This is a genomic window from Bacillus sp. 179-C3.3 HS (assembly GCF_047229225.1).
In the GTDB taxonomy this organism is placed as follows: domain Bacteria; phylum Bacillota; class Bacilli; order Bacillales; family Bacillaceae; genus Bacillus.
Map to the genome: position 1 here is coordinate 60,829 of NZ_JBFEFT010000001.1, position 20,690 is coordinate 81,518.

Annotated in this window: 23 protein-coding genes and 1 pseudogene; 14 read left to right on the forward strand and 10 right to left on the reverse strand. The window is 40.9% G+C overall.

Annotation, left to right across the window (positions count from 1 at the left end; translation table 11 throughout):
- Positions 1–20: 20 nt before the first annotated feature.
- From AB1K80_RS00290 to AB1K80_RS00300, 3 genes are all read right to left on the reverse strand, one after another.
- Positions 21–1,442, reverse strand: a complete 1,422-nt coding sequence (locus AB1K80_RS00290; protein WP_412854623.1) for a four-carbon acid sugar kinase family protein — start codon at positions 1,440–1,442, stop codon at positions 21–23.
- 6 nt (positions 1,443–1,448) lie between these two features.
- Entirely contained in the window at positions 1,449–2,342 is an 894-nt protein-coding gene (gene garR, locus AB1K80_RS00295) for a 2-hydroxy-3-oxopropionate reductase (protein ID WP_412854624.1), read from the reverse strand.
- Between the two features lie 198 nt (positions 2,343–2,540).
- Positions 2,541–3,398, reverse strand: coding sequence for a MurR/RpiR family transcriptional regulator (locus AB1K80_RS00300; RefSeq protein WP_412854875.1), 858 nt, complete (start codon positions 3,396–3,398; stop codon positions 2,541–2,543).
- A 160-nt stretch (positions 3,399–3,558) separates the two neighbouring features.
- Between AB1K80_RS00300 and AB1K80_RS00305 the strand changes: the two genes are divergently transcribed.
- A complete protein-coding gene (locus AB1K80_RS00305; protein WP_412854625.1) occupies positions 3,559–4,233 on the forward strand; it encodes a DUF3298 domain-containing protein in 675 nt (224 codons plus the stop codon).
- 83 nt (positions 4,234–4,316) lie between these two features.
- On the opposite strand, the gene AB1K80_RS00310 is transcribed toward AB1K80_RS00305, so the two are convergent.
- Together AB1K80_RS00310 and pepT are read right to left on the reverse strand one after the other, a co-directional pair.
- A complete protein-coding gene (locus AB1K80_RS00310) occupies positions 4,317–4,496 on the reverse strand; it encodes a hypothetical protein (RefSeq protein ID WP_412854889.1) in 180 nt (59 codons plus the stop codon).
- A gap of 287 nt (positions 4,497–4,783) precedes the next feature.
- Positions 4,784–6,016, reverse strand: coding sequence for a peptidase T (gene pepT, locus AB1K80_RS00315; RefSeq protein ID WP_412854626.1), 1,233 nt, complete (start codon positions 6,014–6,016; stop codon positions 4,784–4,786).
- A gap of 286 nt (positions 6,017–6,302) precedes the next feature.
- Here pepT and AB1K80_RS00320 point away from each other — a divergent pair, with 286 nt between their 5' ends.
- The 5 genes from AB1K80_RS00320 (at position 6,303) to AB1K80_RS00340 (ending at position 9,648) form a co-directional block, all read left to right on the forward strand.
- Complete coding sequence (locus AB1K80_RS00320; protein WP_412854876.1) at positions 6,303–6,569, forward strand: WXG100 family type VII secretion target; 267 nt, start codon at positions 6,303–6,305, stop codon at positions 6,567–6,569.
- Between the two features lie 5 nt (positions 6,570–6,574).
- Positions 6,575–7,771: a DUF6861 domain-containing protein gene (locus AB1K80_RS00325; protein WP_412854627.1), complete on the forward strand. Its 1,197-nt coding sequence runs from the start codon at positions 6,575–6,577 to the stop codon at positions 7,769–7,771.
- 12 nt (positions 7,772–7,783) lie between these two features.
- Positions 7,784–8,542, forward strand: a complete 759-nt coding sequence (locus AB1K80_RS00330; protein WP_412854628.1) for a hypothetical protein — start codon at positions 7,784–7,786, stop codon at positions 8,540–8,542.
- A 21-nt stretch (positions 8,543–8,563) separates the two neighbouring features.
- Positions 8,564–9,097: a YfjD family protein gene (locus tag AB1K80_RS00335; RefSeq protein WP_412854629.1), complete on the forward strand. Its 534-nt coding sequence runs from the start codon at positions 8,564–8,566 to the stop codon at positions 9,095–9,097.
- 89 nt (positions 9,098–9,186) lie between these two features.
- On the forward strand, positions 9,187–9,648 hold the full coding sequence (locus AB1K80_RS00340) for a transcriptional regulator (RefSeq protein ID WP_412854630.1): 462 nt from the start codon (positions 9,187–9,189) through the stop codon (positions 9,646–9,648).
- Positions 9,649–9,688: 40 nt separating this feature from the next.
- On the opposite strand, the gene AB1K80_RS00345 is transcribed toward AB1K80_RS00340, so the two are convergent.
- A complete protein-coding gene (locus tag AB1K80_RS00345) occupies positions 9,689–10,036 on the reverse strand; it encodes a helix-turn-helix domain-containing protein (protein WP_412854631.1) in 348 nt (115 codons plus the stop codon).
- A 206-nt stretch (positions 10,037–10,242) separates the two neighbouring features.
- Between AB1K80_RS00345 and AB1K80_RS00350 the strand changes: the two genes are divergently transcribed.
- The 6 genes from AB1K80_RS00350 (at position 10,243) to AB1K80_RS00375 (ending at position 15,967) form a co-directional block, all read left to right on the forward strand.
- Positions 10,243–11,232 carry an asparaginase gene (locus AB1K80_RS00350; protein WP_412854632.1) on the forward strand — a complete coding sequence of 330 codons (990 nt, stop codon included), beginning with the start codon at positions 10,243–10,245 and terminating at the stop codon, positions 11,230–11,232.
- Between the two features lie 28 nt (positions 11,233–11,260).
- Positions 11,261–12,682, forward strand: coding sequence for an aspartate ammonia-lyase (aspA, locus tag AB1K80_RS00355; protein ID WP_412854633.1), 1,422 nt, complete (start codon positions 11,261–11,263; stop codon positions 12,680–12,682).
- Positions 12,683–12,826: 144 nt separating this feature from the next.
- Positions 12,827–14,233 carry a Na+/H+ antiporter NhaC gene (nhaC, locus tag AB1K80_RS00360; protein WP_412854634.1) on the forward strand — a complete coding sequence of 469 codons (1,407 nt, stop codon included), beginning with the start codon at positions 12,827–12,829 and terminating at the stop codon, positions 14,231–14,233.
- 292 nt (positions 14,234–14,525) lie between these two features.
- A complete protein-coding gene (locus tag AB1K80_RS00365) occupies positions 14,526–14,951 on the forward strand; it encodes a DUF5082 family protein (protein ID WP_412854635.1) in 426 nt (141 codons plus the stop codon).
- A 36-nt stretch (positions 14,952–14,987) separates the two neighbouring features.
- Entirely contained in the window at positions 14,988–15,251 is a 264-nt protein-coding gene (locus tag AB1K80_RS00370) for a YwqI/YxiC family protein (RefSeq protein ID WP_412854636.1), read from the forward strand.
- A 290-nt stretch (positions 15,252–15,541) separates the two neighbouring features.
- Positions 15,542–15,967 (forward strand): DUF5082 family protein, encoded by a 426-nt coding sequence (locus tag AB1K80_RS00375; RefSeq protein ID WP_412854637.1) that lies wholly within the window; start codon positions 15,542–15,544, stop codon positions 15,965–15,967.
- Between the two features lie 55 nt (positions 15,968–16,022).
- Here AB1K80_RS00375 and AB1K80_RS00380 read toward each other — a convergent pair whose 3' ends face one another.
- Entirely contained in the window at positions 16,023–16,238 is a 216-nt protein-coding gene (locus AB1K80_RS00380) for a hypothetical protein (protein WP_412854638.1), read from the reverse strand.
- Positions 16,239–16,413: 175 nt separating this feature from the next.
- On the opposite strand from AB1K80_RS00380, the gene AB1K80_RS00385 reads away from it, so the two are divergent.
- Both AB1K80_RS00385 and AB1K80_RS00390 read left to right on the forward strand, forming a co-directional pair.
- Positions 16,414–17,277: a polysaccharide deacetylase family protein gene (locus AB1K80_RS00385; RefSeq protein ID WP_412854639.1), complete on the forward strand. Its 864-nt coding sequence runs from the start codon at positions 16,414–16,416 to the stop codon at positions 17,275–17,277.
- 147 nt (positions 17,278–17,424) lie between these two features.
- Positions 17,425–17,792: pseudogene (locus AB1K80_RS00390) on the forward strand (VOC family protein).
- Between the two features lie 49 nt (positions 17,793–17,841).
- Here the strand turns inward: AB1K80_RS00390 and ribD are convergent.
- The 3 genes from ribD to AB1K80_RS00405 are packed head-to-tail and all read right to left on the reverse strand — an operon-like array spanning position 17,842 to position 20,558.
- Positions 17,842–18,933 carry a bifunctional diaminohydroxyphosphoribosylaminopyrimidine deaminase/5-amino-6-(5-phosphoribosylamino)uracil reductase RibD gene (gene ribD, locus AB1K80_RS00395; protein WP_412854640.1) on the reverse strand — a complete coding sequence of 364 codons (1,092 nt, stop codon included), beginning with the start codon at positions 18,931–18,933 and terminating at the stop codon, positions 17,842–17,844.
- Positions 18,920–19,681, reverse strand: coding sequence for a GTP cyclohydrolase II (locus AB1K80_RS00400; protein ID WP_412854641.1), 762 nt, complete (start codon positions 19,679–19,681; stop codon positions 18,920–18,922). Before AB1K80_RS00400 ends, ribD begins: the two co-directional genes overlap by 14 nt.
- On the reverse strand, positions 19,665–20,558 hold the full coding sequence (locus AB1K80_RS00405; RefSeq protein WP_412854642.1) for a VOC family protein: 894 nt from the start codon (positions 20,556–20,558) through the stop codon (positions 19,665–19,667). The genes AB1K80_RS00400 and AB1K80_RS00405 overlap by 17 nt, the downstream gene beginning before the upstream one ends.
- Positions 20,559–20,690 lie beyond the last annotated feature (132 nt).

Here is a 20,690-nt window from a genome sequence, read left to right on the forward strand (position 1 = left end):
CGAGAAACACTCCCTATGCTTTATCCCTCTAATATCTCAACTGCTTCTTTTAACGTATCCTTTGAACCAACATTTCCCGGGAAAATGACGTAGGAGATGAATGGGAATTTACTTTCTTCTCCTGTTTGCCAAACTGGAACTCCTGGTCTAATTTGACCTGCGACTGTCGCACGCTTTACACTGAGTCCTCTTGTCCCAATATCACTAGATGTAATCCCGCCTTTGGCAATGAAATACTTAGGACGAATTGAGAGACGCTGGACAATACTTGTGACAGCATCACTGATTTGAACTGAAAGCTTTAATTCTTCTTCTTGACGACCTTCCCCAAGATCGAGACGCTCTCTTCTTGTATAAACAGTGACAGATTGACCTGAGGTTAACAGCGTTTCAATTTGTTGAATCACACGTTCCATTTCTTCTTGAAATGCGATCGGTTCTAACACGAGATGTGTATTGAATTCAATAAATGCCATTTGTTCATTCTTTTGAAGCTCTCTTAGTTGCTCCGTTGTCTTTTTGACATGCGAGCCGATCATAATGAGACCACCATGTGGACTTTCTTCTTGAATCAAGTCGTTTCTCGTTAATAAAGCACGATCGGTCACTCCGCCTAAGATTTTGGTGAGAGCTGCTGCACTTCTGAATATAAATTGCTGACCTGCTTGAATGGCATCAATCAGAGCGGTGACAAAGACTTTCACATCGTCATAGTCAGCTGCGTTGACCACTACCTTTTGGAAATCCTTCACCGCAGTCAGTTGGTCCCTAATTTGTTCAATCCGACATGCTCTTAGATCCTCTAATGAAATGTAAGTGGTGTTCTCTTTTGTAAATGAGCCACCAGACTTTTCCTCTATCCACTCTCCAAGATGTGATGACTTAAACCCGAATGTACGATCTAGAGCAAACTCTGTGTCACCGGCAGGGACTAACTCTTGTCCCTCCTGTACGTAATGAATATTGTTGATTGTAAAACGTCCGCCTTCTTGGAAAAATGGAAGAATGATTTCTCCGTCAAATGTTCGGGCGCTCTGCTGTTCAATGGTTGTTCGGAGTACATCGGTTTCAAGCGGGAAGTGTCCACGTAGAGTCGAATCCCCACGACTGACAATGATAAAATCCTGTTGAAGCCGTTCCGCTACTTTTACAATCGTTGATGCGATGGTGTCATGTGCATCCGCTGTTTCCTTTTCTGTCATACTGCGAGAGTTCGTTAGAATAAAGAACATGCGACTGTCTTCTAGAAAGCCTGCTTCAATGCTTTCCTCTGACCAATCAGTAAAAACAGAGACACCATGTACCGTTTGGATACCTGTCGGATCATCATCTAATACAATGACTTTATGGTGAAAATGGCTAAGTGCCTTTTCATATGCGGAATGTACCGTGCTGGAATCCGCTTTCGGAATGGCATGTAGTAAATCAATGCTTTGTTTCATGATTGGTCATCCTTTCTTGACTTCAACGTGCGCCAATTTTTCGTAATATTGAATGATTCCACCGTGATCAAGTCCAGCTTTTCCATCGGCTTTGAGGGCGTGGAATATTTCTAGTAGATGACTAGAGAGCGGTAGTGGAACGTCAATGTCATGTGCTGTTTCCATGACGTTTGTTAAGTCCTTCAGGTTGATATCAATGCGCCCACCAGGCTCAAAGTTTCGTTCTAAAATGAGAGGGACTTTTGCGTCGAGTACCGCACTTCCTGCTAGTCCACCTCGGATCGCTTCATACATTTTATCAACCGCAATGCCTGATTTAGCAGCAAGAACGAGTGCCTCGGACATCGCTGCAATATTTAAGTTGACGATGATTTGATTGGCAAGCTTGGCTGTTGTTCCGCTTCCACTCGCTCCAACTAAAACGACATCTTTGCCCATGGCATGAAGCACATCTTTCACTTGTTCAAACACCTTTTCTTCACCACCAGCCATAATGGCCAGTGTTCCATCAATCGCCTTCGGTTCCCCGCCGCTAACTGGTGCGTCTATAAATTCAACTTGATGCTGTTTTGCATGAGCAGCTAGTGCTCTAGAGGTAACGGGTGAAATTGAACTCATATCAATGATCGTTGTGCCAGGCTTAGCCGTTGCTAAAATCCCATTTTCCCCTTTAACAACTGCTTCAACATGCTCCCCTTTAGGTAGCATTGTGATTATGATATCGCTTTCAATTGCTGCCTCAGCAGCTGAACCCGCACCTTCTGCACCGGCTTCTTGTAATACTTGGACAGCCTCTTGATTAATATCAAAAACAGTAACAGTATAGCCGGCTTTTAATAGGTTCAAAGCCATAGGTTTCCCCATAATTCCAAGTCCGATAAATCCGATTTTCTGTGCCATTTGTATGCCTCCTATTAAGGGAAGTATTTTATAAAGCGCTTTCTTATCCCCTTTTGTTAGTTTATATACTATCTTTTGTTTTCTACAGTAGGAAATAAACTATTGTGAACTTAATGTACATGATGAGAGAGGAGCATGTCAACGGAAAATATGGGTAAAAGCATGGAAAAAGACCAGAATCACTCTGGTCTTTGGGGTTTATGTTTTATTTTTAGCAACGGCTAAACGGGATCGCTTGACGTTTGTAATGGCATTTGAACCTAGTTCTAAAACAGCCGAAACATACAGTACATCAATAATAACTAGTTGATTAATACGGGAGATCATGGAGTCGGAACGATAGGTGGTTTCTCTCGATGAGCTAAGCAGATGAAAGTCAGAAAGCTTTGCGAGCTCTGATTTCGGGTAGCTTGTGATTGAGGCGATGGTTGCCCCTTTTTCTTTTGCAAATTGCACGGCATCCAGAATCTCTCTACTCTCACCTGAGTGAGAGATCGCAACAATGAAATCATGCTCGGTTGCGTGAGTCGCAATCATATTCATCATATGAGGATCACTGCACAGGGTCACTTCAAAGCCGAGCTGCAGGAACTTATGATAAGCATCGCCAGCGATAAAACTGGACGCGCCTGCTCCAAAGAAGACCGTTTTATTTGCACGTTTTATTTGCTCAATAAACTGAGTCACTGCTTGATCTTCTAAAATATGCTTCATGTCCTGAATTGAGCTTGTTGTTAATTCGATGACCTTATGCTTGATGTCTGCCACACTATCAGAGGCCTCAATTTCTCCATAGATTGATTGAGGTGTGTTGGTGGCGATATCCTGTGCGACATGGACACGAAAAACTTGGTATGATTCATAGCCAATCTTCCGTAAAAATCGAAAAATCGTCGTTTCACTCGTGTTGCATTCTGCAGCAAGTGCGCTAATTGAGTGAAGCACAACCTTTTGGGGATTTTGCAAAATATAATCAGCGATCTTTTTTTGAGTTGGGGACAAACTGTGGAAAGTTGTCCGTATATGACTAAAAATATTCTCTTCCATGATAAACACCACATTTCATCTAACATTCTATATAAAGCATACAGGAACTCATGAGAATGGTAAACAAACCCGATGTTAAAAAAGTTCATCAATTGGCAAATAATGCTTCTTTTGGTTCTTTCGTCATGGTATAATCATTTGGTAACATAGAAAAATGGGGGTTTTTACTATGAGTATGAAAAAAGGCATCACAATAGGCCTGCTTGTCTTTTCGTTAATTGCCTCTCTATTTGCTCCAGTTGGATCAGTAGATGCAAAAGCGAAAAAGGCAAAAGTAAGCACACACTATTATAAAAAGAAAAAAACGTTTAAATATGCACAGGTGAAAAACCTAAGCAAGTCACAAACGAAAACGATCAACCGTGATTTAAAAGAAGATGTGGCATTTTCCTATAGTATTTATGAGTATTTAAGAGACGAAGCAAAAAAGAATCGAACTGGGAAGGTCACTTATGAAAGATCTTTTAAAACAAAATTTAATGATGGAAAAAAATTGAGTATTTTAAACTATGATTTTATCAATGATGGTGGGAATCATGGGGATACAATCGTTAGCAGTATGAACTATGTATTAACAAAGAAAAAGGCAAAATACGTATACTTCACTGATGTTGTAAAAACAAAGAAAAAACGAACAAAAGTGAGAGACTATATCTACAAGTATACGAAGAAACATAAGAGTAAATTTTATTCTAATTTGAAAAAGAGTGACATTGAAATCAACGACAACACACAGTTTTATTTCACGAAAAAGGGACTTGCAGTCGTTTTCCAGCCGTATGAGATTGCACCATATTCTCAAGGAATCCCTGTCATTCAAGTTCCAGCAAAAGTGTATAAATAATGAAAAAGCGACCACTTTAAATGGTCGCTTTTTTGATGACTTATCAATAAAAAGAGCCTTTTAGCAGGCTCTTCTTTTCAAAATTAAACTTGTTTGGGTGTATTGTTTAGTGGATGGCGGCGTTTACCGTTGTAGTGGCGGCGCATACGGAAGATTTCAAATTCTGAGAGCTCTGCGCTTTTTCGTTTTGGTGTGCGGTTATCTTTTTTGAAAGAGAATAGTAAGTAGCAGCAAAGTGAAGCGATAATGAACAAAATCATCATATGACATTCCTCCAATTCATCCTATTCTTTAGTGTAGACAGGGTGAGTGATGTGTATAACTGAAAATAAGAAGTAACATGATTTTAGTTCTTATGGATTAAATCTCTTGTTGTAATAGGACTAAAATACTGGTTGTTTTTAACTATTATATTTCCAGTTTTATCACTCGTCAAGAAGAATTTTTCTGGGGTTGTCTCTATTAGTACGAATAATTGTCATAAAAGTTTCAGAAAATTGTAAACTTTTATTAAAAAACCGTTCCCGAACAGGAACGGTTTTAAACATGTCTATGCTTTTTCTTCAAATAAACGGGCGATTTCAACAATGACTTCAGTGGCTTTCAGCATGTTCTCAACAGAGATAAATTCATATTTTCCGTGGAAGTTCTCCCCGCCAGTAAAGATGTTAGGGGTAGGAAGACCTTTATATGAAAGTTGAGAGCCATCTGTACCGCCACGAATTGGTTCTATGACAGGTGTGACAGATCGGTTTTCCATCGCTTCATAGGCAATATCCACAATATGTTTCACCGGCTCAATTTTTTCTCTCATATTATAATACTGATCTTGAATATTGAGCGTAATACTCTTTTCGCCATAGATCGCTCTTAAGTCATTGGCAATCTTTTCGAAAAGGGCTTTTCGGTTGTTGAATGCTTCTTTATCGAAATCTCGAATAATGTACTGTAATTCTGCTTCTTCTACCTCGCCTACAAACTTTGTCAGATGGTAAAAGCCTTCATATCCTTCTGTATACTCTGGAGATTCATCAGAAGGAAGTTTGTTATGAAAGAGCATGCCAATTTTAGCCGCACTGACCATCTTGTCTTTCGCTGTTCCGGGATGAACGTTGTTTCCCTTAATAGACACTTTCGCACCGGCTGCATTGAAACTTTCATATTGAAGTTCGCCAAGTGGTCCTCCGTCAATGGTGTAGGCATAGGATGCGCCAAATGCATCGACATCAAACTTGTGTGGCCCTCTGCCAATTTCCTCATCTGGTGTGAAAGCGACACGAATCTTACCGTGTTTGATTTCAGGGTGCAAAATGAGATAATGCATCGCTGTCATAATTTCTGCTATGCCTGCTTTGTTATCTGCACCGAGCAAGGTCGTGCCATCCGTTGTGATGAGCGTATGTCCTTTGTAATGTTGTAAATTGGGAAACTGTTTTGGAGATAAAACGATATGTAGATCTTGATTTAATGTGATGTCACCGCCTTGATAATTCTCATGGAGCTGCGGTTTAACGTTCTTGCCTGTAAAGTCTGTGGCAGTGTCGACATGAGCCAGAAAACCAATGGTCGGTACGTCTTTATCTGTATTAGATGGGATCGTCCCCATCACGTAACCATTCTCATCCATTGTGACTTCTTGAATACCAATGGCTTTCATTTCTTCCACAAGCTGTTTTGCTAAATTCAGCTGACCTTCAGTCGATGGACAACTTTCTTGATCTGCGTCAGATTGGGTATCCACTTTCACATAACTAGTGAAACGTTGGATCATTTCGTCCTTCATCTATGTGTCACTCCTTTGAGTAGAATATCTTCATTTTATCATGTCTTGAATGCGCTTCAAATTGAGAAGAGTTTTCTCCGGGAAAGAAGGGGGTTAAAAAGACCTACTCGATTGTTGCGATGTGCTGAATGGTTCTTTAGGGTGATTTTTCTGGGTGTCTTTTTAATTATAATTAGGACATATAAAATCATCCATTTGTACGTTAATTTAGGAGGAAGAGGTGCGAAAGTTGGATTCTAGTCAAACGCTGGCACTCGCTCAAAAGTATCAGGAAGCGGCAGATGAAATGCGGCAGTCAAAGCAGTTGCTGGAGAATCGGCTGAAGGCAGTAGGGTCAGGCTGGCAAGGAGAAGCAAGGAAAAAATTTGATCAGAGCTTTGAGGAAACGGCCACACGCTACGATCAATTTGAGAAAGACTTGCTTGAAACGAGTCAGGAACTGCGAGAAGCGGCAGTGAAAATTGAAGAGCGAAAAGCTGAAATTGCGAGAATGGAAGAGCTTGAGAGGAAAAGACGAGAAGAACGGAGAGAGAGAAGCAGAGAAGGGAGATGAGGGCGATGGCAAATAGCATTGCGGTTAATCCAGATCAGCTGACAGGGCTGGCGAATGATTTCGTTGGAGAGCTTTCCGCCATTGAGACAAAGCACCATGAGTTACAGCGTGAATTGGATACGCTGATTTTAGGCTGTGATCCACGGTATAGAAGTTGTTTCTCTGGAGTTGGAGATGCGTGGAGCGCTGGGAATGCATTAATCAGCAAATTGAGCAGTGATGACATTGCGATTCGACATGCTGTAGATAAGATGGTCGAGGCAGATGATGTATTAAGGAAAATGTATCGCATCTATGATCAATATGGAACACTTACCAGCTTAACTGGAATAATGATGATGCAGGCAAAATATTACGGCCTTGGCATGACGACCTTTATAAAAGAAAATGGCCGATATGCCGCGCAACATTCAAAGTTACTCATTGATGTGACAAGCCGGGTAGAAGGAACGAGATTTGACCGAGCTGCAAGGATTTGGCTGAGTAAAAAAGAATTATTAAAAAGATCGAACTGGTCAATGGCTGATTTGGTCCATAAGAAATTTACGAAGTTTTTTCCAGACGACACAGTCGCATTTACAAATAGTGTGCGTGATTTTACAAAAGGAAGGATCAATTGGAAGGATACGGCTGGATTAAAATCAGTTTTGAGAACGGGTTCAAAATTTGCGAAAGGAAATGCGTTCATTGCAACGGTGGTGACAGGTGCGACGGAAACCGTTGGGTGCGGCTTGAAAATTGCAGAGAACTATGCAGAATTCGGTGATCAGCCTGAGGTACTCAAACGTGAAAACGCCAAAGCTGTTGGTAATGCAGTCAATAATACGGTCTTTATCGCTGGAGGGTCCGTTGCAGGTGCAGTTGTCGGCGGTGCGCTCGGAAGTTTTGCAGGACCGATTGGAACAGTTGTAGGAGGAACAATCGGATCAGTCGTCGGTGGATTTATTGGTGAAAAAGTCGCCAAATTTACATCCGGTTTTGCAGAAAAAGTTGCGGTGAAACTCAAAGATCCGATTCATGCAGTCGTGGATCATGGAAAAAAAGCCTTTGAGCTTGCTGGACAAGGTGTAAAGGCTGTCAATGACACCATTCATCAGGCGAATCAGGCCATACATAAAGGAATCGAAAAAACAAAAGAAACCGCAAACTCTCTTATCAAGGGTGCTGGTGATTTCCTTAAGGGAGCATTTTCTTTTGGATAAGGAGAGATCAAATTGAATCAGCTAAGTCTGAGTATCGAAGAACTCATCTTTAGTTTTTATAGTGAAGGCTATTTTGAGCAGGGGATGTCGTTAAAGGAAGCATATTATCCAGAATTAGAGGATGAGCGACTTGGTTTTTTGTTTGAAATTGCCTGTCGTTCTTTGCTTGCAAAAGATGTACTCGAATTTCGTAATAGACAATATCGTTATAAAGCAGATTATCGGCATTTCATTCAGGCGATGAACGATGCAACGTACACCATCAAGGCTTCAACATTTGGTCAGACAGGTGAAGAAGTCAGTACATCTTTTCATAAGACACAGACCGGTATGTATATGCATCATACGTTATACGATCAGCAGGTGCACCAGATCCAAAGGCTGGCGGATGATCAGCAAGCAGAGGAACAAGTCACTTCCTTTATGAATATTCAAATGAGCCATGACCGCGTACCTGTGATCACACTGCATGCGGAAGAATTCGAAGGGTTATTAGAACAAGCAAGCGAAGGAAAAGATGAGAAACTCCCATTCCTACAAAAAGCAGAGAATCAAGATCTTGTGAAGGCGTTTGTCGCAGATGTATGGGAGAGAAAAGGGAAGATGGACTCTCTCATGAAGGTCACCTATGACAAAGACAATATGCCTGATGTACAATCCATGATGTTTGTGATTCCGGGAAAAAGACATTCTTGGCTAGTATCTGGCATCAAGGAAAACGAATTTCATATTGAGACGGCTCATAGAGACGGATTACGTTCTATATTTTAGTGGAGAAAAGGAGAATGACGCTTGAATCCAAGTGAAGTAATTGAAGTGAGAAGCAGAACCTTTTTAAGGGTATGGGCATTCTTAGCAACAGGTGGCTTCGGTATCATTGGTATTTGGCTTTTTTCAGAAGCACTGACATTTGAATCAAATTATACATTGTTCTTATTTTTAGGTGGTTTATTAGGGATTGTCTATGGGTTTATTTCCTTTTTAATGATCCTCCCCGCTTTTACGAAAAGAGGGAATGTGATCTTTCGCATTCAGCGCGGGGAAAAAGGGGCTGTCTTGTATCGTCAGCAAGCCATTCCTTTTCATGAGATTCAATCAATTGATATGAAACGACATCGCCACACTGTGAGAGGCTATCTGTTCATGGATGTGCTTGTTCGCAAAATGGATGGAAAGTTAGTCAAGATCCCAGCGTACAGTATTTTAGATGAAGAAGTATTTGAGGGAACTGTCAAGCAAGAGATCTACCCGTACCTCAATGAAACAGCGAAGAAGAACTGGAGGCAACAGCATGGCGAAGCGGAAGAGCGGATGGATGAACGATAAAACATCCCTCGATAGGGTGGGACGCCACTTTTTCTGTGAAATCATGTATGATCATCAGTATAGACTGAACATGTAAGAGGTGATGAGAGATGGACAAAGAAATGGTAATTGACCTCGTCACAGAACAAATGGCACGGATTCGACAAGAAAAAGATTATACGCAACACCGTATGGCGGAGGTGCTCGGCTTATCGAAACGGCATTTACAGCAGGTTGAAAAGAACAAGCTGCGCCTGAACTGGACGCAATCTGCAGCCGTCTGTGCTTTATTTAGGGATAGTGACATTTTAAAAGGGACGCTTGGAGATGATCCGCTTGAAATTCTGGAAGTCGTCGCACATGATGAATTGCATCTCTCGATTGAACGTACGATTGGTGGAAAGGTATGGTGGCGAACGTCTGTGACAAAAGGTGCGTTTCGTCTGCAACAAAACGTGCTCAGCCAGCATTACCGCATTTTAGATGATGAAAATTATCGGTATTATAGTTCATTTAATAAAGAAGAAGCCAAACGGCGGTTAGAGGAGTTATATCAGCTATCTCCTCCATAAGGAAAAGAGAGGCACCTGTAGGATAGGCAGCCTCTCTTTTTTATACTTTCAGCGTGTTTTTCGCGCGAATAAAGGCAACAAGCTGTTTGATTTCTTCATCTGTTAGTGGAACATCGTCTACGAGGATCGTTCCTTCTTTTGCTTCAGTCAGTTCAATTTTGATATCGGAGATTTTACGCTGAATCTCTGGCTCGTCCGTTCTACCAAGCAAAAAATCAATAGAAGTATCATACAAATCAGCCAGCAATTTCACTGCTTCAAGCGAAGGCCTTCTGTACCCAGATTCGTAACCGGCATAGGTGCTTTTAGCAATCCCTAAGCGATCTGCCGTATGCTGGAGAGACCATTTTTTCTTTTTTCTAAGGGTGGTTAAACGATCGAGTATCATACATGAACGCTCCTTTATTTTCAACAACAGTATATCATATTTTGACAAAGAGTGTACGCGTAATGCGTAATAATTTCTTGATTAATTCGCGTTATGTGACTATAATGACATTAAAGGTACGCGATAAGCGTATATAATAGAATAGCACAAGCTAGTTGATAATATGTGTGACAAACGGAGTAATTTTACTGAAAGAGGTGGACTTGTTGAAGAAACTATTGCTTTTAACCACTGGTGGAACGATTGCATCTGTAGAAAGTGGAAATGGCTTAGCTCCTGGTGTCAAAGCCGAAGACCTTTTAAGCTATTTAAACGAAATTAATGCAGAGTATACAATGGACACGAAGTCCCTGATGAGTATAGATAGTACAAATATGCAGCCTGAATACTGGGTTGATATCGCAGAAGCGATTTATGAACATTACGATCATTATGATGGCTTTGTTGTCACTCATGGAACGGATACAATGGCTTACACGTCAGCAGCCCTTTCCTATATGCTACAAAACCCAGATAAGCCGATAGTGATTACAGGATCACAGATCCCCATCACATTTAAGAAAACAGACGCCAAGAAGAACATCACAGACGCCATCCGTTTTGCATGTGACGGTGTAGGTGGCGTGTATGTCGTCTTTGATGGACGAGTGATTCAAGGAACGCGCGCGATCAAACTCAGAACGAAAAGCTATGATGCATTTGAAAGTATTAACTACCCATATATTGCTTCAATTGAAAACCATCAAATTGAATACAATAGCAAAGTAAAAAGAACGTCAATGAAACCGCTTAAATTAGACGCTTCATTGAATACAGATGTTTGTTTGTTAAAATTGCATCCGGGTCTTAAGCCAGAGTTTTTAGATGCCATCAAAGGTGTGTATAAAGGACTCGTGCTTGAAAGTTACGGAAGTGGTGGAATTCCATTCGAAGGAAGAAACCTTTTAGAAAAAATTAATGAATTGCTCGAAGAAGGTATTTCTGTCGTCATCACGACTCAATGTTTAGAAGAAGGTGAGGACATGAGTGTGTATGAGGTCGGACGTAAGATCAACCAAGAACTTGTGGCGCGTTCAAGAAACATGAACACAGAAGCGATCGTGCCGAAACTCATGTGGGCACTAGGGAAAACAACAGATCCTAGAGAAGTGAAGAAGATTATGGAAACGCCGATCGCCGAAGATTTAGTGATTTAACTATTCTATAGAAAGCAGGTCATATGAGATGGTTCAAGCAACTTACCGCTATGAGAAGGATTTTCTTGGTGAAAAAGAAATTCCAGCAGATGTGTATTATGGGGTTCAAACGCTTCGTGCAAAAGAAAACTTCCCGATTACAGGGTACCGTATGCATGAGGAACTCATTCGAGCATTCGCTATCGTCAAAAAAGCAGCAGCTCAAGCCAATATGGAAGTGGGACGTTTATATGAAGGAATTGGAAATGCCATCGTTCAAGCTTCTGATGAAGTCATTGAAGGCAAACTCCATGAACACTTCATTGTAGATCCAATTCAAGGCGGTGCCGGAACGTCAATGAATATGAATGCCAATGAAGTGATTGGCAACAGAGCCCTAGAGATCATGGGACATCAAAAGGGTGAATATATTCATTTAAGTCCAAACACGCATGTGAACATGTCGCAATCAACAAATGACTCATTCCCGACTGCTATCCATATTGCGGTTTTAAAACAGCTCGATATCCTACTTGAGACAATGCAAGCGATGCATGATGTGTTTCAAAAGAAAGCAAAAGAATTTGATCATGTGATTAAAATGGGACGTACGCACCTGCAGGATGCCGTTCCGATTCGATTAGGACAAGAATTTGAAGCATACAGTCGAGTGCTAAGTCGTGATATCAAACGTATCAACCAATCCAAACAGCATTTATATGAAGTGAATATGGGTGCAACGGCGGTTGGGACAGGCTTAAACGCAGACCCTCGTTATATTGAAATCGTGGTGAAAAAGCTCGCTGATATTTCTGGTCTACCGTTAGTAGGTGCAGAGCATCTCGTTGATGCAACGCAAAATACAGACGCTTACACAGAAGTTTCTGCCGCATTAAAAGTATGTATGATGAACATGTCTAAGATCGCTAATGATCTTCGCTTAATGGCATCTGGTCCACGCGCAGGTCTTGCAGAGATTGCGTTACCAGCCCGTCAGCCGGGATCATCTATTATGCCTGGGAAAGTCAATCCAGTCATGGCAGAGCTGATTAACCAAATCGCATTCCAGGTCATTGGGAATGACCACACCATCTGTCTTGCTTCTGAAGCGGGTCAGCTAGAGTTGAATGTAATGGAACCTGTGTTGGTCTTTAACTTGCTTCAATCTATTAGTATAATGAATAACGGATTCCGCTCATTTACTAATCACTGTTTAGCGGACATTGAAGCGAATGAAAAGCGTTTGAAGGAGTATGTAGAAAAGAGTGCAGGTGTGATCACTGCTGTGAACCCTCACTTAGGCTATGAAGCCGCTTCGAGAATAGCGAGAGAAGCCATTCTAAAGGGACAATCCATTAGAGAACTGTGCTTGCAAAATGATGTACTGACGGAAGAAGAGCTTGATATTATTCTAAATCCTTACGAGATGACAAAGCCTGGTATTGCGGGACAAGAGCTGCTAGAGCGATAGTTATATCAAAAATTTTATTTTATTGATATCTTGAATTGCCTGTAAAGAGAGAGAAAAACAGGCAATTCACTTTCTTTCGAATTGACGCACTTTTTTCACAATATTTTGAAAACGCTTAACGCACACATAAAGGGAGGAAACATTATGAAACCACCACGTCTGCCGTCTATAGGAGAGATTATTTTTGTATTAGGCTTATTTTTAGTAACAGTTTTATCATTTACGATTTATTTCGAACTTGATATTCAACTTGCACTATTCATTTCATGGTTTATTGTGATTGCACTAGGTTTGCGTTTAGGTCATTCTTATAAAGACCTTCAAGGAGCCATTACAAAAGGGATATCCAATGGTTTAGAAGCAGTACTGATCTTATTAGCTGTCGGCGCTTTAATCGGTACATGGATTGCTGGTGGAATTGTTCCTACACTTATTTACTATGGGTTAGAATTTATCCATCCTAATATCTTCTTATTAGCAACACTGATTATTTGTGCGATTATGTCTGTGGCTACTGGTACTTCATGGGGGACAGTTGGAACTGCTGGTATCGCAATGATTGCTATCGGTGAAGGCTTAGGCATCCCATTGCCAATTGTAGCGGGTGCGGTTTTATCTGGTGCATATTTTGGAGATAAACTCTCTCCATTATCTGATAGTACGGTGCTAGCATCCTCTCTCTCAAAAGTGGACGTGCTTGCACATGTAAGAGCCATGATGGTTTTATCCATTCCGGCCTTTGTCATTACGGCTATCATGTTTACGGTAACGGGCTTTATCTACGGTGGTAAAAATATTGATCAAGAAAAAGTAGAGTTTTTGAAAAGTTCGTTGCTAGATACATTTAATATTAATATTTGGATGTTGATTCCTGCTTTGATCGTTGTGTTATTGCTCACTTTAAAAAAACCATCGCTTCCAGTGATTGCAGTAGGTGCATTATTAGGTGCAGTTTGGGCAATGGCATTCCAAGGAATGCAACCAGGTGACGCACTTGGAACGGCGTATAATGGTTTTTCGATCAAAACAGATGTAGATTTCCTGAATCAACTGTTAAACCGTGGCGGAATGGTGAATATGCTTGGCTCGCTTGTTGTCATCATTTTAGGACTTGGTTTTGGTGGCGTACTTGAACATCTAGGTGTCTTAAAGGTCATTGTTTCTACATTTGAGAAAAAACTGCATAATGCAGGTAATGTCACGTTATCTACAATCATTGTCGCATTCTTTGCAAACGTTTTTGGTTGTGCGATGTACGTATCATTAATCTTAACTCCGAAAATTATGGAGAAAAGCTATGATAAATTAAAACTAGATCGACGTGTCATGTCTAGGAACTCTGAAGTGGGTGGAACGCTCACTTCTGGGATGGTTCCGTGGTCTGACAACGGGATTTATATGGCGGGGATTCTAGGTGTATCCACATTTGCGTATTTACCATTTATGTGGATGAGCTTTGTGGCGATCGGTCTTGCGATCATTTACGGATACACAGGTAAATTTATTTGGTACACCAAAAATCAACAACAAAAAGAAGAATCGGTTTCTTAAAAACAAAAGCCACTCATTCGTTGAGTGGCTTTTGTTTGTCCTAAGACTTAATCACTATATGTGGTGAATAGGTCGTGAACATGACATTATACCCTGTATAAAAGAGGTCTTAAGGTGTGATGATGGTCGAATCAATAGCATATATATGACATAAAAAGAGTATAAAAGCCTATTCAAACATGAGTCTTTTAACCTTATAATAACAATATTGGAAAAAGAGCTATTCACCAGTACGCTCGTTTAGATCAACTCTAAGCAGCGTTTTTATTTTTGACAGGAGGAGGAACCCCCTATGAGCTTATCGGATATGCTTTCTGCCCTGAACGGTGGCATTTCAAGTAGAAAATCAGAAATTGAAGAGAAAATCTCTCGACTCAAAACGGCGAAAAGAGAGGTTAAAAAAGAACAAGATGCGGCGGAAACCGATTTGAAGCAAATCAAGAAACCAAAGCTAGGGTCCTCTTGGAAAGGTGATCTAAGCGAAAATTTCAAATCAGCACGAAACGAAGCACATGATGAGCTGAAGAAAATCGTTAACGATGAATATCCAAGTTACGTGAGCTCAATCGAATTTAAAATCACTACATTAGAATTAGAATTATCTGCTTTATCGGTTGCCAGTTCCTTAGCTGGGGATGCCGCACGTCTTGCTGAAAAAGGGGAAGACGCATTGGAAGATGCAAAACGTTTGATCTCAAAAGCGTGGAGCAGTTTCTAAGCTATTTTCGATGAACAAATCTGGAGGACATCATAAATGACACAAATTAAATTAAACTACAAAACAGTCATGGAAAAACTAGATGAAGTCTCGACAGCAGTCGATGCATTAACGATGAAAAAAGCAGCAGATAAAGCAGGACAAAACAACTTGGACTTTGTGACGGAATGGACGTCTCGAGAAGATAAGATCAACAACATGGTCGCTGACTTTAAAAAAGCTTTAACTAAAAATGTTTCGGATACACGCTCTAATGTGAAGACACTAAAAGAACAAGACGAAGCAATTGCCGCTAAATAAACAGAGGTCCATTGTCTTAGATGTGTTTTTAAAAGAGTCATATGAAGAACGAATATAGTCCTTTAGAATTATATAAAAATAAGGATGTAGGACCTTATGTTTTTCCGTTTCTCTTCCAAGCCACTTGCTAAAAAGACACCTTTTCCCTATTTAAGCCCAATGCTTTTCACCTTATACTAGAGATAATGGAAAGCGAAGAAACCATCAGAATCGGAAAAGTAGGCGGTTTTGCTACATTCCATTGGTTTTGACGCAGCGCTTACGTATGAGTTCCGATAGAGGTGGATGACATGAGCTTATCCGAGATGTTGCACCATCTGCATATGGGAATTGAGAATAAACGTGCAGAATTTGATGAAATGATCTCTCGGCTAAAGACAGCAAAAAGCAATATTCAAACAGAGCAAGATCTTGCACAGTCAGACATAAAGGAAATAAAGAAGCCTGCTCTTGATACGTCATGGAAAGGTGAGAGGGGAACAGACTTTCATCTTCTTCGAAATGAAGCTTATAGTGCCATGCAGGATATTTTGAATCATGAATATGAACAATACATTAGTGAAATTGACCAAAAAATCCTACATTTCGAATTAAAAAAAATGGAGCTTGCTGTCGCTAGTAATTTTGCGGGGAGAGCCCAAGATATGATGGAAAAAGGCGAAGATTTTGCAAAGGATGTCAAACATTTAATTGAACGGGGCTGGAAAGCTCTTTAATAGAATCATAAACGAAACAGCCGTCTAATCGACGGCTGTTTTTTATTGGCGAACTTTAGTCGCATCCGCCACCGCCGCCATCGCTGCCCCCACCAGAATCACTGCTGCATGAGACGTCTGAAGCGTGGTGTGTATATGTATCATGATTTCCACTCGATGTTGAACTGTGATGATGCACATGACCTTTAGATGAGCGCTTATGGTTTGATGTCAGGCTGTTCAGTAACATGATGACCAAAAAGATCACGATAAATATTGTAATGATTCCCATATGGATCAACCTCCTCTTGTTTCATAAACATATACGTTTGGTCGTTCAAAAAGTTCCCGAATGATCATAAAAGTTTATGACTTATAGAACAAATCGTTTGCTGACGAAATAGGTATCAGACAGGGAGTGAATATTTGTTATAATCAGTTGGATATAGAGAAAGCAGGGTTGATGAATGAAGAAAATATGTATGATGCTGGTTGTTTTTCTAGTATGGCTGCTCGTTTCTGGCTGTATGGAAATGAAGAAGGATACAAAAGAACACCAGCAAGTAGATAAAAAGGAAGACAATCTATTACAAGCAGAAGAGACAAAGCAGAGTCAACAAACAGAAGTGACCGAGAAAGAAGGAGAAACACAAAAGTGGATACAGCAAAAAGAACCCATTGAGCTTCCGATCTTAATGTATCATAGCATCTCTAATGGCAACTCGTTACGCGTGCCGAAGAGTGAATTTGCGGCTCATATGAAATGGTTAAAAGATCATGATTATGTCACGTTGTCCCCAGAAGAAGCGTATCTAGTCCTAACAACGGGAAAAAAACCAAGTGAAAAATGTGTCCTGATTACGTTTGATGACGGGTATACCGATAATTACACAAAGGCATTTCCGATATTGAAGAAATATGAAATGAAAGCAACCATTTTTATGATCGAGCAGTCCATTGGACGTCCGCATCACTTAACAGATGAACAAATGGATGAGATGATCGCTCATGGTATATCCATTGAGAGTCATACGACTCACCATTTAGAGCTGAATCGTTTATCAAAAGAACAACAGGAAAAAGAACTAAAAGGGTCGAAGACTTTCTTTGATCAACGTTTTTCCCAACAGACTAGAATGGTCAGTTATCCAGTCGGACGCTATAACGAAGATACACTGAAGCTAGCGAAGGAAGCAGGTTACCAAATGGCTGTCACGACTGAGCCTGGACATGCAAAAAAGGATCAAGGCATGATGTCCTTACATCGCATTCGCATTTCACCAGGACTTTCACCGGAAGGCTTTGGCAGGTTAGTAGAGGGGAATTCGTAGATCAGATCATTCAGATCACAGATGTTTCACATGAAACAAATTACGACAAGTTTCACGAACATACTTCAGTGAATCGACAATCACAGGATCGGAACTAACGTGATTTTCAAAAGTGATCATAAAAAACGAATAAAAGGGAGAGAAACGATGTCGAACTTCATTGGAATGATCATGTTCAATTAGCTGCCCCAAAAGATAGTGAACAGAAAGCAAGGTGGTTTTTTGGAGACGTTTTAGGCATGGAGGAAATACGTAAGCCTAGCCATCTAGCTACACGTGGAGGTGTATGGTTTCAATGCGGTCATCATCAGCTTCATATCGGTATCCAAGACCCATTTCAAGCCGCAAAAAAAGCCCATCCAGCCTTTCATGTAAAGAGTTTATCAGATGTAAAAGAGTCATTACTCAAAAATAAAATTGACATAAAAGAAGATCAGCCTTTGGAGGGAGCCATCCGATTCTACGTAGATGATCCATTTGGAAATCGAATTGAATTTTTAGAGAGAATAGAGTAGTAGACAATATGTAAGGAAAATAAGGCTGTCGAACAATCTCGACAGCCTATTATTGATAGACGGGATAACCCGTTATTTTGATATCTTTCCCTAACTGTTCAATGGAGAGGTCGTCCAATTCAATGGCATCACTCATCAGGAGTATGCCTTCGCCTCCGAAAAAGGAAGGAGCGAGTTTTCCACCAATCAGCTTTGGTGCCATGTAAATGACGAGTTTATCAACGAGCTGTTGCTCTAAAAACGAGGCATTGACTTGACCGCCGCCCTCAATCATAAGTGAGGAGACATTTTGTTCTCCAAGCTTATGCATTACGTCTTGTAAAAGCACTCGATTATCTCCACTTGTCATAAAGACGTTGACGCCAGCAGCTTCTAAGGCTGCACGTTTTTCCTCATCTGCTTGCTTTGTTGTAAAAATCCATGTGGGTGCGATCTGATCTGTCACGACCTTTGCCGTGAGCGGCGTTGACAGCTTAGAGTCTAAGACAACGCGTATCGGATGATGTCCATTTGGGATCCGCGCTGTTAATGAAGGATCATCATGAATAATGGTTTGGGCACCGACCAAAATCGCATCATTGATACTGCGGATATGGTGGGCATCGTAGCGGGATGTCTCTGATGTGATCCACTTGCTATCAGAAGTAGCAGAGGCAATTTTCCCATCTAAGGTAATCCCTGTTTTTAACGTTACAAAAGGTGTTTTTTTCGTAATAAAGTGATTGAATACCTCATTCATTAGAATGGATTCCTGCTCACACACACCTGTGATCACTTGAATCCCTGCATCTTTTAAAATGGCGATTCCACGACCAGCTACAAGTGGATTAGGATCAAGAGCTGCAACGACAACAGTTTCTACGCCAGCTTTGACAAGTGCTTCAGCGCAAGGACCTGTTCGGCCGTGGTGTGAACAAGGCTCAAGGGTCACATAAATCGTTGCTCCTTTTGCCTTTTCACCAGCCATTTTGAGTGCATGAATTTCAGCATGTGGTTCTCCTGACTTCATATGGGCACCGACGCCTACGATTTCATGATCTTTGACAATCACAGCCCCGACGAGCGGGTTCGGAGATGTTTGCCCCCTCATGGCCTTAGCATTTTCAAGGGCTAGCTTCATATATCGCTCATGATGTGGCAATCGTATGCACCTCTTGGTCCGCTTTCATATGGCCGGAGCGGTTAATTTTTGTCTGCAAGTATTTTTCGTTGAATTCTGAGACATCACCCCAAAGTGGGATTCGTCCAGAAAGTGAAAGGCCTGCATGACTAATAGCGTCTGTCTTTTTCGGGTTGTTGGTGATGAGTCTGACTGGTTTTGTTCGTAGTGTTTGAAGAACGGCAATGGCATCTTCATATTGACGCGTGTCATCTTCAAACCCAAGCGCTTCGTTTGCTTCCACAGTATCGTAGCCGTTTTCTTGAAGAATATAAGCCATGGCTTTACTGAAAAGACCAATCCCGCGCCCTTCATGATTCGCTAGATAGAAAATAGCGCCTGCCCCATTATCCTCAATCATCCGCATAGACTGCTTTAATTGGAATCCACAGTCACAGCGTTTGCTTCCGAAAATATCGCCTGTATGGCAGATGGAGTGCATGCGGATGAATGCTTCATCTGCATGCTCAAAGTCACCATAGACAAGGACACTTGATTGCTGATGATCTGCTAGCTGACGAGAAGCGAGGCTTTCAATTAACGCTTCATCTGATAATGCTTCTTTTCCATCGTCCTTTAACCAAGAATACCAATTGAAAATGACGGTTCTACCATCTAAATTGACAGGTAGTTTAATCGGTCCAGTGATATAGATATAACCGTCTTCTTGCTGGACGCGTTTAATTTTATCTTTTAAAATGGCTGTTTTAATATCAGTTTGTTTGTCCAAATTCTGCACCTTCTTTTTGGTCAGTTTCTTCAATTTGTAAACGAATGAGAACGCCAAATGGATCAACAAATTCGCGGGTGTTTCCTACTTTCTCTACTTTTACACCTGATGTCTCTAGTCTGTCGACAACGGACTGTCTATCGGTTTCTTCTGGGAAAATGAGTGTATAGCTTCTGATACCTGAATAACTTGGATCAATGGTTCCTTTTTTCCCACGTCCCCATGCATTAAAGGCTAGGTGGTGATGATAAACACCAGCAGCGATAAACAAACTCCCTGGAGGAGCCATACGAATGTTGAAACCGAGCGTATTCACATAAAACGAATTTGCCTCTTCAGGATTGAGATGGAAGTGTAAATGTCCCATGACTGTGCCAGCCGGTAGACCATCCCAAGTGGAATCTGCTGCTTCACGCAGGATACCATCTCCATCAAGTGGGGCATTGCCGCCACCTTTTAGCTCTCCATTTTCATCAACCCAAACATCTTCAGGGCGATCCGTATAGACTTCTACGCCAATCCCGTCAGGATCATTTAAATAAATGGCTTCACTGAAAAAGTGGTCACTTGCTCCAATTAAAGGATAGCCTTTTTTGATCACATGTGCCAGCCATGTGCCTAAACTTTTTCTAGTAGGTAATAAAATCGCAAAATGATAAAGTCCTGGCTCGTGCTCAGGTTTGTCTTTCAGCTGTGCATCCTCTTTTAATAGTAGGATCGGTTCCTTTGCATTGTTCCCTAGAGTCATCGTTGTCTCTGTTTGTTCTAATAAAGTAAATCCTAATATGTCTGTATAAAAAGGTAAAGAACGCTCAAAGTTGGACACATGTAATTCTGTTACACCTAATCGTAGTTGTTCAATTGTATTTGAATTCAATTCAGTCATCTCCCTCATGTTATATGCAATTGCATGTTCAAACGTTTTTAAAAAAATGATTGTCATGTACACCTTGTTACTTTTAGTAACTAAACTATATAATAGTTAGTGACTTATTTCAAGTAATTAATT

Bases quoted from the DNA above. Each gene is read 5' to 3' on its own strand.
- AB1K80_RS00290 (WP_412854623.1), bottom strand. From the start codon at position 1,442: ATGAAACAAAGCATTGATTTACTACATGCCATTCCGAAAGCGGATTCC.
- garR (WP_412854624.1), bottom strand. From the start codon at position 2,342: ATGGCACAGAAAATCGGATTTATCGGACTTGGAATTATGGGGAAACCT.
- AB1K80_RS00305 (WP_412854625.1), top strand. From the start codon at position 3,559: ATGAGTATGAAAAAAGGCATCACAATAGGCCTGCTTGTCTTTTCGTTA.
- AB1K80_RS00310 (WP_412854889.1), bottom strand. From the start codon at position 4,496: ATGATGATTTTGTTCATTATCGCTTCACTTTGCTGCTACTTACTATTC.
- pepT (WP_412854626.1), bottom strand. From the start codon at position 6,016: ATGAAGGACGAAATGATCCAACGTTTCACTAGTTATGTGAAAGTGGAT.
- AB1K80_RS00320 (WP_412854876.1), top strand. From the start codon at position 6,303: ATGCGGCAGTCAAAGCAGTTGCTGGAGAATCGGCTGAAGGCAGTAGGG.
- AB1K80_RS00325 (WP_412854627.1), top strand. From the start codon at position 6,575: ATGGCAAATAGCATTGCGGTTAATCCAGATCAGCTGACAGGGCTGGCG.
- AB1K80_RS00340 (WP_412854630.1), top strand. From the start codon at position 9,187: ATGGACAAAGAAATGGTAATTGACCTCGTCACAGAACAAATGGCACGG.
- AB1K80_RS00345 (WP_412854631.1), bottom strand. From the start codon at position 10,036: ATGATACTCGATCGTTTAACCACCCTTAGAAAAAAGAAAAAATGGTCT.
- aspA (WP_412854633.1), top strand. From the start codon at position 11,261: ATGGTTCAAGCAACTTACCGCTATGAGAAGGATTTTCTTGGTGAAAAA.
- nhaC (WP_412854634.1), top strand. From the start codon at position 12,827: ATGAAACCACCACGTCTGCCGTCTATAGGAGAGATTATTTTTGTATTA.
- AB1K80_RS00365 (WP_412854635.1), top strand. From the start codon at position 14,526: ATGAGCTTATCGGATATGCTTTCTGCCCTGAACGGTGGCATTTCAAGT.
- AB1K80_RS00370 (WP_412854636.1), top strand. From the start codon at position 14,988: ATGACACAAATTAAATTAAACTACAAAACAGTCATGGAAAAACTAGAT.
- AB1K80_RS00375 (WP_412854637.1), top strand. From the start codon at position 15,542: ATGAGCTTATCCGAGATGTTGCACCATCTGCATATGGGAATTGAGAAT.
- AB1K80_RS00380 (WP_412854638.1), bottom strand. From the start codon at position 16,238: ATGGGAATCATTACAATATTTATCGTGATCTTTTTGGTCATCATGTTA.
- AB1K80_RS00385 (WP_412854639.1), top strand. From the start codon at position 16,414: ATGAAGAAAATATGTATGATGCTGGTTGTTTTTCTAGTATGGCTGCTC.